The sequence below is a fragment of the Amycolatopsis circi genome (assembly GCF_003385235.1).
GTDB lineage: Bacteria > Actinomycetota > Actinomycetes > Mycobacteriales > Pseudonocardiaceae > Amycolatopsis > Amycolatopsis circi.
In genome coordinates this window covers 1-12,822 of sequence record NZ_PQIA01000054.1, presented here as the reverse complement: position 1 = coordinate 12,822, position 12,822 = coordinate 1, and the positions used below count along the sequence as shown (strand labels likewise).

Genomic DNA, 12,822 nt, shown 5'->3' with positions numbered 1-12,822 from the left:
GAGCAAGACAAAACGATGCCAGTTCGGCGAGCAGCGACCGTTCGTAGCGAGTGCGGGTTCCGATGTAATCGGCGTCCGGCGGGGGACGGGCAGGTGGTTGCGCCGCCCCCGCGCGGATCGCTTCCGGGTTACCCTGTGACCGCCGGTACCTGGGTTCCGGTGACGTGGAGCGGGCCGAGGTGCACGTCACTGCCACCGAGCTGGATGATGATGACGATCGCGATCGCTGTGGCGATGATCAGTACCGCTGCGATCAGCGCCGTACGTGCTGCGTTGCCGTTGTTCCCCAGGATCAACAAAAATAGTCGAAAAATAAATTCATAAAACATTTTTTCTCCTTATATTTTAGTGTTATCCACCGCCTTCGGGATAATTCTCCGAAACGCTTTACAGTTGGACTCGAGAAGTGTACTACGGGACACAAGTGGGCGCAAGAAGCGCTTTAACCGGCGCTCTAAAGTTAGATTGTGTGCATGCGGTACCAGAAGACGAATTACATTAAAATGCTCTGTCCGATTTGAATCTGTTTATTTATTTTCCTGCGCGCGCAATGCTTGGACGGTCGTTCTCGTGAAGGTTGGTGGCGTGGCACGGTTGCCGCGGCGGCAGGCATCGCGGGCAATCGCCGCAGAATGACAGTGGCGTGCCGGGCGTAGTCGGCCAGGCCCTAGCGGGGTGGGGTCGGATATGACAGGCGGGCGTCAGCGCCCGCGCCGTTGAACCGACGAAGGTGCCTGGCGCGTGCGTGCTGGCTGTGCTCCGCTTGCTCGTCGAGACGACCCCGAGTGCCCGCTCCACCTGCGCGTGCCCGGCCGGGAGGGCGAGGCCGCCTTCACTGCAGCGTGCTGCAGCGACGTGAAGTGCCCGGAGGCGAGCAGGATCCGGGAGGCTCGTCCTATTCGGGAGTCAACACGCCACGCAGCTGAAGCGTTAGTGCGTGGATCGTGTGCGATACTGAAGTTACGTCCTGACCGAGTCGCGGCCCTGGACACGTGCTTCAGGAGGGTTGCCATGGTTTCGGATTCACCCGCCGATGCTCTCGGCTCTCATGCGCCTGGCCTGCGCAACTTGCTCGTCGAGATCGTGCAGGCGCGGCACTCGCTCGCGGCTGATGCGCACCTGGTCTCCGAGTCCAGGTATGCGATGGGGTTCGGCAGCCAGTGGCGGGACCTGCTGGACGACACCAGTCAAACACTGAAGGACAGGGGCTTCCGGTCGATCAAGCTGGCTCCCGGGGGACATGAGGTCCCAGTCGTCAACGACAGCCTGGTGTACGTCTGGCGCGTGGCGAACAACCCGAACGCGGTGCGCGAGTTCGCGGCGAGCCCGACCCGGAAGAACGGCTTCATGGCCGCTCCTCTCGACCCGACGCTGTGGGAGCCCAGCCTGTCCGCCGAGCCTGAGCCCGGCCAGCACGTCACGGAGAGCGAGCTCGGTCCCCTTCTCAGGGCGGTCGGCGACACGATGCCGCTGGTGTTGGTCATGGTCGAGTCGACGCCGCGGCAGCTTCAATCGATCCAGTGGGCCGTCGCTGTGCTCGACGGCGATGGCAAGGTCGAGTTGCGCGGGCTGGAGTGCATCTGGAAGCCGGAGTTCATCGCGGCCGACGCTGCGTCCGACGTCGAGTCGTTCGACAGCGGTGTGCCGGTCGCACCTGTCGTGGAACTTCAGAAGCAGGACCGGACACCGGCCGATGGGTGAGAATGGCCGAGGGCTGTTCGAGGTCCTGGCCGGAGGTAGGGGTCGCTTCGAGCCGGCCCGGCTTACTCAGGCCCGGGTTCGCCTCGGGGTGAGCAAAACCGAGCTGGCTGAAATGGTCGGGGTCTCCGCCGCGGCGATCGGCCAGTACGAGGCCGGAGTGAACTCGCCGCGGCCCGAGGTGCTCGATCGGCTGGCGGTCTCGTTGAAAGTCCGCCCGGAGTTCTTCGGCGTCGGCCGCCCGCTCGCGCGGATCGACACCCTGAATGCACACTTCCGCAGCCTGAGGTCAGCCCGCGTCAGTGACCGCCAGAAGGCATTGGCGACTGCGGCGCTGGTGTGGGAGCTAACCTTCGCGCTGGAACGGTACGTCAAGCTGCCCGACGCGGATCTCCCGGTCCTCGCACCTGGCAGGACGCCGTCCGCGGCAGCCGCGGCGCTCCGCGCCCACTGGGGGTTGCCAGACGGTCCTGTGAAACATTTGGTCGCCACAGCCGAGTCCCGCGGCATCGTCGTCGCCGTCCGGCCGTTGCGCGAGATAGACGCCGTCGACGCATTCTCGGCGGTTATCGTCGACCGGCCAGTCATCATCACTACGCCCCGCCGGAGTGAGAACGTTTTTCGGCACCGGTTTTCGATCGCCCACGAGATCGGCCATCTGCTGCTCCATCGCGACCCCAGCGGCCACAGTGCCGCGGTCGAGAAGGAGGCCGATGAGTTCGCAGCCGCATTTCTTACGCCTGCAGCCGCTATGGACGCGGTGCTGCCGCAGCGGCTGGACCTGGCGGCGCTGGACCGGCTCGGACGGAAATGGGGCGTCTCGCCGAAGTCGCTGGTCCGCCGGATGGTTGAGCGCGGGCGCACCACCGAGTCGTCGGCGCGGCGGGCCTACCAGCGCCTCGCCATGGCCGACGACCCGCGGGCCGATCCGACGAGCGCGTACCCGGGGGAGAACCCGACACTTCTGAAGAAAGCTGCGGAGTTGGCGAGTGACCACGGCGTGGGGATTGCTGCTCTCGCCGAGGCACTGAAGCTCAGTACCGCGCAAGTCCGCGACCTGCTCGGCGATGCCGACCAGCGTCCGGTCCTTCGCCTGGTCGGCGGCAGGGACTGATCGCCATGGCATCGGTACGGCAGCAGGTGCAGAGCGTCGACGGAGTGATCTGTCAGAACATCGTCCGGCTCCGGGACGATCGCGGCATCCTTTCGCAGAACCTTCTCTCTCAGCTCCGGAACCTGGTCGAGGGGCTCATTGTCTGGGCGTACCTCGACGATCCGTCGGCCGAGTTCCACTACGGCCAGGTGAACCCCGCACTGGCCGAGGTCAAGGCAAAAGCAAGGTTGCGCCTGCTGAGCAGATTCCACAACCTGCTTCAGGCCAGTGTTTCGCATTACACACTGGACGGCGACCCGTCCGAGCGTTTGATGCTCAAGTACTACGAGTACCTGCTTCGCACCCGCGACCTCGCGTTGAAGCAGTTCGGCATCCGCATTCTCGGCAATCTCGAACTGTTTCCCGCGGACCTCGACCCGTCTCTCCGGGAGTACCACGAGAAGATCGCGGAACGGATAGAGTCGGCCCGTGGTTCGCAGACCAGGCACCGTGTCGGGCGCTACTACATCCATAGTTCACGGCCTTTCTTCACCGGCGGGCGGATTTACTACGAGGTCACCTTTTCGGTGGCCCATAACTGGACGAGCAAATTCGACCGCACGATCGCCTTTACCGACATCGACATGACGGACAGATACGCGGCTTACCTGGATCTGTCTAGCGAATCGATCACGGTGCTGGGGCAGACTATGCCGATCTTGGTCATCCGGTCGTGGGATGTCTCCATACGTCCCTGCGAGTTTGACAACTACGCCCGGTTCTTCGGACAGTCGACGCGGGTTCAGTCGAACCACGCCGAATACCGCAACCTCATGCGGTATCTAACGACGACTCGATCTAGCCTGCTGGACCTCGTCGACATGACCGACGCGAGCTACAACCAGATCCGCAATTGGGCTTGTGGCGACTCGCGACGGCCCGCGCTGATCTTCCCTGTGCTAGACCAGGCCCGGGCGCTAATCCGCTCGAACCGGCCGGGATCCCGCGTGCTGCGGTACCTGATGCACCAAATGCGCAATCGGTGGATCAAGGCTCAGTACGATCCCACGCCGAACACGCGGCTGTCAGGCCTGCGACTCACGTCGCGGAGCCGCCCCTTCGACACCATGCCGTTCTGCAGTGCTCCCTGCGGTCACGTCCCGCGATTCGCGGATCTCGCAGAGAGTCTTGATTCGACCGGCCGCGAACACGAGCTGCTGGCGCGCCGCGTAAGGAATAGCGTCGAGCAGCGCGGCTCGATCTACACGCCGGCCGCCGAGTGCGACGACCTCGGCGACGTCGACGCGCTGATCAACGTCTACAACCGATTGCTCCCGCCGACTGACCGGCACGCGCCGCGGAAGCTCGCCCACGCCAACGGCCACGTCTTTATCGTCGGGTACGAGGACGACACGGTGGCCATCATCGAGAAGCTGCAGGAGGTCGCGGGCGAGGGCATCGAAGGGCACGCCGACGACGTCCAGGACTGGCTGGATGCGAACCCGGATGAAATCGATGACGATCTGAAGGCCCAGGCTCTGAGAGCCTTGTTCGAACGCTCGAAGGTTGCTCTGCTCTACGGTGCGGCTGGTACCGGGAAGTCCACCATGGTGGACCACATCGCCAACTACTTTTCGGCCGAGCAGAAGCTCTTCCTCGCTCACACTAATCCGGCCGTCGACAACCTAAAGCGTCGGGTGCGTGCACCGAACTCCCACTTCAGCACGATCACCAGTCACATCAACCGGAGTGAGTCATTCGGCTCGAGCTACGCCGTTGTTGTGATCGACGAGTGCAGCACTGTGGACAATGCGAACCTTCTAAAGGTAATCAACACCACGACGTTCGATTTGCTCGTGCTCGTTGGTGACGTCTACCAGATTGAGTCGATTCAGTTCGGCAACTGGTTCAGCCTTGCCCGCTCCTACGTCCCTAAAGAGTCGGTCTTCGAACTGACCGAGCCCTGGCGGGCCGAAGACGGATCGCTGCGCACCTTGTGGGACCGGGTGCGGAACCTGGACGACCGGATCGAGGAGTCGCTCTCCAAGAACGCCTACTCGAAAGTTCTGGGAGACGCGCTCTTCCATCGGGAGAGCGACGACGAGATCGTGTTGTGCCTGAACTATGACGGGCTCTACGGCATCAACAATGTCAACAGGTTCTTGCAGGCAAGCAATCCTAGCCCTGCGGTGACCTGGGGCGAGGCAACCTACAAGGTCGACGACCCGGTGCTGTTCAACGAGGCCGAGCGCTTCCGGCCGGCCATCTCCAACAATGTGAAGGGCAAAATCACTGGGATCGACCGCGCGCCTGGTCGCATCACGTTCGACGTCGACCTCGGGCGCGAGGTCACTGAGGGGGACCTGTTCGGTACCGACCTGCGGTGGGTCGAGGGTTCGGTAGTCCAGTTCGACGTCTTCGAGCGCCGGAACTCGGACAACGATGACGATGACGTCAACACGTTGGTGCCGTTCCAAATCGCCTATGCCGTGTCGATCCACAAGGCGCAGGGCTTGGAATACGACTCGGTCAAGGTGGTCATCACAGACGCCAACGAGGAGAGGATCTCTCACAGCATCTTCTACACGGCGATTACACGGGCCAGGCGTCGGCTCAGTGTTTTCTGGACGCCGGAGACGCAGCAACGGATCCTTAGCCGGTTGGCTGTGCGCGAGAGCACCAAGGACGAGAGCCTGCTGAAGGCGCGCCGGGGTGTCATTCCCGTTGAGTCCCGGCCGAGGCGGCAGAAGGAACGTCTTCGACCCTAGTGGGCGCGCACGACGATCACTGGCTTCTCCAGCAGGCTCTGTGGCTTGACTTCGACCGCGCATGTTCCTGTGCTGGCGAGCCGCAGGAAATCGGCAGATTTTTTCGTGGCCGTCCGGAGACGTGTTTCTGTAGAAGAAAGAGCTGGGCGACGATTCCGCACAGTGCTATCGAAAGCCGCGTGCAGCAAACGCGTGAGTTCCAGCCGCGACTCGTGCGGCGCGTGGCGTCTCGTTGTGCTCGACCCATACGTGCGCGAGTCCTGCTTCCGACCCCGATGCCAGTGGAAGGTGCGCTACGGCGCAGCCGCCTCCGGGGATTGGGGCGTCCGTAAGGTGTTGCTGCAAAGTGACGATGGGTGTCGCCCACGCGGCCGGCTCGTGGAGCGCAGGTTTCTTCCCGTTCCGACGTCGCAGCTGCACAAGCAGTCTCATCCTGCGGTGTCGCGGCGGCCTGATCCCTGGTGTGGACTCAACTCGTTTCAAGCCACACCGCAGAATCCGCCGCGAGGGTCAAGCCGTCGAATTTGTTGCTCGCGGCAACCAGCTTGCCTTCCACCGGGCAGGGCATCGCGTGGTCGGTGAGGTTGACGGCACAGACGAACGGGCCGCGGCTGAACGCGAGCAGGCCGTCTTCGCCGTCGATCCACGCTAAATCGGCACCCTCCCATACGTTGCGCTCAGCCCGGATCCGGAGCAGCGTCCGGTAGAGGCTGAGCATGGACCGAGAGTCCGCTTCTTGGCATTCGACCGTGTACTCCGCCCATTCGGCAGGCTGTGGCAGCCATGGTGCCCGCGAATGATCCGGGCTGAAGCCGAACGGGCTTTGCGTCCCGCGCCAGGGGAGCGGTACCCGCGCGCCGTCCCGACCGCGCTCGGTGTGCCCGGAGCGTTCCCAGATCGGATCCTGGAGGAGTGCTTCGGGGATGTCCTCGACTTCCCAGAGGCCAAGTTCCTCGCCTTGGTAGATGTAGGCGCTGCCGGGCAGTGCGAGCGTCAGGAAGACCGCTGCGCGGGCTCGCCGGGTGCCCAGTCGCAGATCGAGCGGGCTTTCATAGCGCTGCAGCGGGCCGGCCGCGGACTTCTCGCGTCGGCCGTAGCGGCTCAAGTGCCGGACGACGTCGTGATTCGACAACACCCACGTCGGATCGGATTCCAGGGTTTCGTGTTCGCGAAGGGACTTCGTGATGCTGGTGCGCAACTGGTCCGCGTCCCAATCGCAGGTGAGGAAGCCGAAGTTGAAGGCAGTGTGAAGCACGCCTGGCGCGAGGTATCGCTGATAGCGCGCCGAGTCGAGCACCCATGCTTCGGCGACGAAGAGCCGGTCGCCCGGATAGGAATCGGCGACTGCGCGCCACTCGCGGTAGATGTCCTGAACCTCGTCACGATCCCAATGCGGGTGCACCGGGACGGAGCCGAGCCCGACGGCTTCCCCGGCCGGACCAGTGCCCAGATCAGGGAGAGCGGGGTCCTTGGCGAGCGCCATGGCGACGTCGATGCGGAATCCGTCCACGCCGAGGTCGAACCAGAACCGAAGGATGTCAAGGAATTCCGCCCGCACCTGCGAGTTGCTCCAGTTCAGGTCCGGCTGTTCGGCGCTGAAGAGGTGCAGGTACCACTCGCCGGGTGTCCCGTCCGCCTCCGTGACGCGGGTCCATGCGGGCCCGCCCATGGTCGATTGCCAGTCGTTGGGCGGAAGTTCGCCGTTCTCGCCTTGCCCAGGCCGGAACCAGTATCGGCCGCGGGCCTCGGAACCGGGGCCGGAAACAATCGCGTCCTTGAACCAGGCGTGCTGGTCGGAGGTGTGGTTGGGGACGATGTCAAGGATGATGCGAAGTCCGGCTTCGTGGGCTTCCTCGATCAGAGCCTTGGCGTCGTCGAGCTTGCCGAAGAGGGGATCGACTTCGCGGTAGTCCGCGACGTCGTACCCGGCGTCGACCATGGGAGACGGGTACCAGGGGTTGATCCAGAGAGCGTCGACGCCCAGATTTTTGAGGTAAGGCAGGCGGGACCGGATCCCGCTCACATCGCCGACGCCGTCGCCGTCGCTGTCGGCGAAGCTGCGGATGTAGACCTGGTAGATGACGGCGTGCTTCCACCATGGGGATTTTTCTGCGGGCGGCATCGGAGTCCTCTCGTCGTACGGTTCGCAAGGCAGTGCTTTCACGTGTTGTCTGCTGATGCCCGCCGTGCCTCCAAGTCCGCGAGGATGCCCGGATACCGCTTGTCGAGAGTGTAGAAGGACAACAGGATTCCGAGGACGGCCGAGACGATGATCGGGAGATACACGTACATGAACACGATCGAAGAATGAGCTGATTCGCTGATCGTTTTGTGCCCGCCGACGTACCCGCCGATCGCGAGGCCCCACCCGAGTGCCGCGGCGCCGAGGCCGGTCCCCGCCTTGGTGCCGAAACTGCCCGCGCTGTAGACGAGTCCTTCGGTGCGCAGTCCGGTTTTCCACTCTCCGTACTCGATTGTGTCCGCGAGCATGGCGAAGAACGTTCCGGTCAGCGGGGCCGCACCGATGCCTCGGACCACCGCGGCGACGAAAAGGATGGTGACGTTCGAGGGATCGATGGCGAGCAGAGCGGAACCGACGATGCTGATGGCGAGCCCGGCGATGGCCGTGTTGCGTTTGCCGAAGCGCTTCACGACGGGTGCCATGAGGGCCATGGTCGCGATCACCGGGATGATGCTGGCCAGGCTCAGCGGTCCGACGAGGGAGATATCGCCTACCACGTACTGGAGGAAGTAGATATTCACGCCGCCGATGAGCGCCTGGTAGGCGAAGTTGATGACAGCGAGCACCAGGATCAGGCCCCAATATTTGTTGCGGAAGAGAGCCCGGATCCCTGGTCCCAACGGGATCTTCCGGTCCGCGCAGACGGCTTGCACGCGCTCCCGGGTGAACGCGAACGTCACCCAGAAGAGCGCGGCGGTCAAGAGGGCGACGATGGCGAATGTGATGATCCAGCCGCTCTGGCCGCCGCCGAAGGCCTGGACAGTCGGGATCGCGAAGTAGCTTATGACCAGCGCACCGGTCAGTGCGAAGACCGCGCGGAAAATGTTGAGAACAGAACGCTCTTGCTGATTCTGCGTGATGAGGGAGTTGAGGACGCCGTAGGGGACGTTGACAGCGCTGTAGAAGACGTTCATCACTAGGTACGAGACGATGACGTAGACGTACTGCCAGGTTTGAGCGACGTGCGGAACGGTGAAAAGGAGGAAGCCGGTGACGCCGTAGGGCAACGCGGCCCAGAGCACCCACGGGCGCGCCTTTCCCCGCCTGCTCGACGTCCGGTCCACCAGGGCTCCGACGCCGAGGTCGATGAAGGCGTCGACGATCCGGAGCACCGCGAAGATAGTGCCGACGGCTGCGGCGCTGAGCCCGATGGTGTCGGTGTAGAAGTACGTCAGGAACGCCGCGACAGTGACCCCGATGAGACCGGTCGCGAGATCTCCGACCCCGAAGGCCAGCCGCTCCCGCAGGGCTACGCGGGTATTCGGCAAGCGGCTTGCGTCCGGCGGGGCGGAAGTCGTTTCGGGCATGGGTAGTCCTTCTCTCGGCATTGAGATGTAAGGCGGCGCGGCTTCGAACGGAGCGGGAATCAGGCCGTGGGGCGGGAAAGAATCCACGCGGTCGTATCGGGCTCGAGAACCGTGTCCGGGCCGGGCTCGCTGCGGAGTACGACATCTCCCGGCGGGAGTCCAACAGGGACGTTGCCCATGTTGGTCACTGACAGGAGATCGCCGTTCCGTAACGCCACGACCGCGTCGGCTGGTTCGGAGAGCCAATCCAGCTTCCCGTGCCCGAGGTGCCTTGCCTTCCGAATTCCGAGAGCCTGCCGGTACATTTCGAGCGTCGACCCGGCGGTCTCCTGCTGGCGGTCGCGCGCGAGGCGGGCATAAGCGGAGGGCTGCGGAAGCCAGGTCTTGCCGCCGGGGCTGAATCCCGCGGCGGGCCGGTCGGCTTCCCAAGGCAGCGGGATGCGGCAACCGTCGCGGCCGGCCTGCGTTCCGCCCGACCGTCTCCAGGCCGGATCCTGACGAGCTTCGTCGTTCAGCGTGGTGTGCTCGGGCAGCCCGAGCTCCTCGCCTTGGTACAGGTAAGCGGATCCGGGCAGTGCGAGCATCGACAGGGTCGCAGCACGTGCGCGCCGAAGGCCGAGAGCGGTGTCCGGCTGAGGATCAGTCGCGCGGATTCCGAACATCCGCGGAGCGTCGGGACCGAACCCGAACCGGGTCGCATGGCGCACCACGTCATGGTTGGACAGCACCCAGGTCGCGGCCGCTCCTGCTTCGTCGTGGGCGGCGAGCGTCGCGCGGACCACGCGGTGCACCCGGTCCGCGCTCCAGCCAGCTTCCAGATAAGCGAAGTTGAAGGCCTGGTGCATTTCGTCCGGGCGCAGATACCGAGAGATCTGCCTCGGCGGGAGCCAGATCTCGCCGGTCAGAATCCGGTCGGCGCCGTATTCGTCCAGAACGCTCCGCCAGTCTCGATAGATGTCGTGCACGCCCTCCTGATCGCCTCCTGGCGAAGGCGGCAGGTCCTGTCCGTCGAGGCCGCGAACCGCGGCGAAGAAGTCGTAGTCGTCAGGGTTCTCGGGGACATCGGGCAGGCCCGGCGCTTTCACCAGCGCAGTCGCGCAGTCGACCCGGAATCCGTCGACCCCGCGATCGAGCCAGAATCGCAGGATCGACCTGAACTCCTCGCGGACCTCCTCGTTGTCCCAGTTCCAGTCAGGCTGGCCGGAGTCGAACATGTGGAGATACCACTGCCCAGGCTTGCCGTCCGGGTCTGTCGTCCGCGTCCACGCCGGCCCGAAGAACGCACTCGGCCAATTGTTCGGGGGCTCGGATCCGTCGGCTCCGCGGCCGTCGCGGAAGTGGAAGCGGGAACGTTCGGGAGAGCCGGGCGGTGCCGCGAGCGCCTCCTGGAACCACGGGTGCGCGGTGGAAGTGTGATTGGGGACGAGGTCGACGATCACCCGGAGCCCGAGGCGGTGTGCTTTCGCCAGCAGCGTGTCGAAGTCGTGCAGGGTGCCGAACATCGGGTCCACGTCGCGGTAGTCCGCGACGTCGTACCCAGCGTCCGCACCGGGGGAGACATAGAACGGCGAGAGCCAGATGCAGTCGACGCCGAGGTCGACGAGGCGGTCGAGGCGATCGGAGATCCCGCGCAGGTCGCCGATGCCGTCGCCGTCCGAATCGGCGAAGCTCCGCGGATAAATCTGATAGACGACCGCATCTCGCCACCATTGCCCGTTGTCGTCCATTCCGGACTTAGCGGTTGCGGTCGGGGCCGCTGGACGGTCGTCGGTGACCATGACTCTCCCTGCTGGCAACTCTAACGTGAAACTCTGACGTTAGAGTCTGTACGTTAGAGTTGTCAACGGTGAGGAGAGGAGACACGTGGCTGGGCAGTTGACGTCGCCGGTCGCCATGCGCCAGGCGAATCGCAGGTCGGTACTCGATGCGATCTGGGGCATGCCGGACCTGACTGCCGCGGAACTCGTCGACCGTGCGGGGTTGACCCGGGCCACGATCTACAGCGTCTGCGACGAGCTGATCGAGGCCGGCTGGATCGTCGAGCTGGAACGGCGACGCCCGCCGGGCGAAGCGCGTGGGCGGCCGTCGCGACGATTCGCCTTCGCGCACGCCGCCGCGTCGGTTGTCGCGATCGACGCTGGCTCGTATCGGGTCCAGGCCTCGATCGCCGACCTCAACGGCCAGATCCGCGGCACAGCGGAACGCCAGCTCTACGGGGACGCTCAATCGGCGTCGGAACGGCAAGCGTTAGTACGTGGCGCGGTCGAGGACGCGCTTGTGAACGCGGACGTCGGCATCACTTCCGTCGTGCACGCCGTCCTGGGCATACCGGCTCCCGTCAGTCACGAAGGGACGGTCCCGGGCGACGATCCGTTCTGGACGGTCATGCACGCCGACCTGACCGGCGTTCTGGGCGAGTGGCTCCGGAGCCCCGTGGTCGTGGAGAACGACGCGAACCTCGCCGCGCTGGCGGAGCGGAGCTACAACCCGGCGGCTCGGAGCCGGGACCTCGTCGCGCTCTTGTCGGGTTACCGCATGGGCGCGGGGATCATCGCCGGCGGCGAACTGGTGCGGGGACGGGCCGGGCGCGCTGGAGAGCTTCGCTGGCTCCAGCAGGTCGAGGGAGTCGGCAGCACGGTCGGGGCGAGTTACTGGCTGATCGATCAATGCCGTCGCGCGCTGGCGGACGGGGAACAGGCTTCCTGCCTGCGCGGGCTTGCTGCGGAAGGGCTGACCCTGGCGAGCATTCGCGCCGCTGCTCGGGAAGGGGATCCGGTTGCGAAGACGGCCATGGCCGGTGCCGCCCGTCGGCTCGGCCGCACGATCGCGGCGATGGCGTCGATGCTGGACCCCGAGACCGTGGTGATCTGCGGCAGCGCAGCTCAGCTCGCGTCGGACGTGCTTCCGCTGATCGGCGAGGAGGTAAGCCGGCTGCTCGACGGCGCGGACGGTCCGGCGGTGCAGGCTTCGAAGCTCGGTGACGAGATCATCCTCACCGGCGCGGTCGCCTTGGCGCTCCAGTGGGTGCGGCAGAACGCGGCGGAGATAGCGCTCAAGCGGTAGCTCTGTTATCCGTTCGCTGCCGTCTGTTCGCCATGCTGATTTCGGGTGCAACCCAGCTGGCAAGAAGCCGAAGCCGTTCTTCGTCGGCGCTGTCGGGCGCGGTGGTCAGGTGAGGCTGGCGTCGGTGGTCAGTTGCATAGCCTCGAATTCAAGGGCGAGTTCGGTGGGTGCAGAGCTCGCCGACGAGGCCGGACAGGCCCTTGTAGTGCAGGCTCGGCGCGCAGGATGGCGACGGATGTGCGGCAGGACCTCTCGCAGTCAGGGAAGGAGTCGTGGGAGGCCGGGTCAAGATATCTGAAGCGGCGGCACAGCAGTCGGCGCAAGCATCGTTGTGACGTCAGGCGTTAGTTGGCATCACGGTGTCGTCTGACGTTGTGGTTCTTCGCCCAGCACAGGCGGTAGATGACATGAAGTAAAGGCGATAGCTGGCATGGCTGGCCAACCGACAGGCGCGGCAACCATGCCGGGAACCTGCTCGACGTCCTCGCCCCATGCAAAGGGCTTCTTGAACGTTCCATTGATGGGAACACCTGCAGCGCAGCGATGATGGATACCGCGGCCAAGTGCGAGATGCCGTGTCACCGAGCGCCTCAGTCGGCCCATTGAGCCCGGTTGTCGGCGAAGCGATGACTTCGCTCGCCTGGGTGGGTT

Annotated in this window: 8 protein-coding genes; 4 read left to right on the top strand and 4 right to left on the bottom strand. The window is 64.7% G+C overall.

The window, feature by feature from the left end; translation table 11 throughout:
• Nucleotides 1-128 precede the first annotated feature (128 nt).
• Nucleotides 129-329 carry a hypothetical protein gene (locus D0D37_RS46740; protein WP_162834400.1) on the bottom strand — a complete coding sequence of 67 codons (201 nt, stop codon included), beginning with the start codon at nucleotides 327-329 and terminating at the stop codon, nucleotides 129-131.
• Between the two features lie 739 nt (nucleotides 330-1,068).
• On the opposite strand from D0D37_RS46740, the gene D0D37_RS22885 reads away from it, so the two are divergent.
• From D0D37_RS22885 to D0D37_RS22875, 3 genes are read left to right on the top strand one after another with little or no spacing between them, the layout of a single operon-like run.
• Nucleotides 1,069-1,701 (top strand): hypothetical protein, encoded by a 633-nt coding sequence (locus D0D37_RS22885; protein WP_244223630.1) that lies wholly within the window; start codon nucleotides 1,069-1,071, stop codon nucleotides 1,699-1,701.
• The gene (locus D0D37_RS22880) at nucleotides 1,694-2,812 is read left to right on the top strand and encodes a helix-turn-helix domain-containing protein (protein ID WP_116202614.1); all 1,119 of its coding nucleotides are present in this window, start codon (nucleotides 1,694-1,696) and stop codon (nucleotides 2,810-2,812) included. The genes D0D37_RS22885 and D0D37_RS22880 overlap by 8 nt, the downstream gene beginning before the upstream one ends.
• A gap of 5 nt (nucleotides 2,813-2,817) precedes the next feature.
• A complete protein-coding gene (locus tag D0D37_RS22875; protein WP_116202613.1) occupies nucleotides 2,818-5,559 on the top strand; it encodes an ATP-dependent DNA helicase in 2,742 nt (913 codons plus the stop codon).
• Between the two features lie 469 nt (nucleotides 5,560-6,028).
• On the opposite strand, the gene D0D37_RS22870 is transcribed toward D0D37_RS22875, so the two are convergent.
• From D0D37_RS22870 to D0D37_RS22860, 3 genes are read right to left on the bottom strand one after another with little or no spacing between them, the layout of a single operon-like run.
• Complete coding sequence (locus D0D37_RS22870; RefSeq protein WP_116202612.1) at nucleotides 6,029-7,681, bottom strand: glycoside hydrolase family 13 protein; 1,653 nt, start codon at nucleotides 7,679-7,681, stop codon at nucleotides 6,029-6,031.
• A 38-nt stretch (nucleotides 7,682-7,719) separates the two neighbouring features.
• The gene (locus D0D37_RS22865) at nucleotides 7,720-9,108 is read right to left on the bottom strand and encodes an MFS transporter (protein WP_116202611.1); all 1,389 of its coding nucleotides are present in this window, start codon (nucleotides 9,106-9,108) and stop codon (nucleotides 7,720-7,722) included.
• Between the two features lie 59 nt (nucleotides 9,109-9,167).
• Nucleotides 9,168-10,835 (bottom strand): glycoside hydrolase family 13 protein, encoded by a 1,668-nt coding sequence (locus D0D37_RS22860; RefSeq protein ID WP_116202650.1) that lies wholly within the window; start codon nucleotides 10,833-10,835, stop codon nucleotides 9,168-9,170.
• Between the two features lie 136 nt (nucleotides 10,836-10,971).
• Here D0D37_RS22860 and D0D37_RS22855 point away from each other — a divergent pair, with 136 nt between their 5' ends.
• Entirely contained in the window at nucleotides 10,972-12,171 is a 1,200-nt protein-coding gene (locus tag D0D37_RS22855) for an ROK family transcriptional regulator (protein ID WP_116202610.1), read from the top strand.
• The last annotated feature ends 651 nt before the right edge of the window (nucleotides 12,172-12,822 follow it).

What these genes read in the sequence shown, in the direction of transcription:
- D0D37_RS46740 (WP_162834400.1), bottom strand. Translation starts at nt 329, where the DNA reads ATGTTTTATGAATTTATTTTTCGACTATTTTTGTTGATCCTGGGGAAC.
- D0D37_RS22880 (WP_116202614.1), top strand. Translation starts at nt 1,694, where the DNA reads ATGGGTGAGAATGGCCGAGGGCTGTTCGAGGTCCTGGCCGGAGGTAGG.
- D0D37_RS22875 (WP_116202613.1), top strand. Translation starts at nt 2,818, where the DNA reads ATGGCATCGGTACGGCAGCAGGTGCAGAGCGTCGACGGAGTGATCTGT.
- D0D37_RS22870 (WP_116202612.1), bottom strand. Translation starts at nt 7,681, where the DNA reads ATGCCGCCCGCAGAAAAATCCCCATGGTGGAAGCACGCCGTCATCTAC.
- D0D37_RS22865 (WP_116202611.1), bottom strand. Translation starts at nt 9,108, where the DNA reads ATGCCCGAAACGACTTCCGCCCCGCCGGACGCAAGCCGCTTGCCGAAT.
- D0D37_RS22860 (WP_116202650.1), bottom strand. Translation starts at nt 10,835, where the DNA reads ATGGACGACAACGGGCAATGGTGGCGAGATGCGGTCGTCTATCAGATT.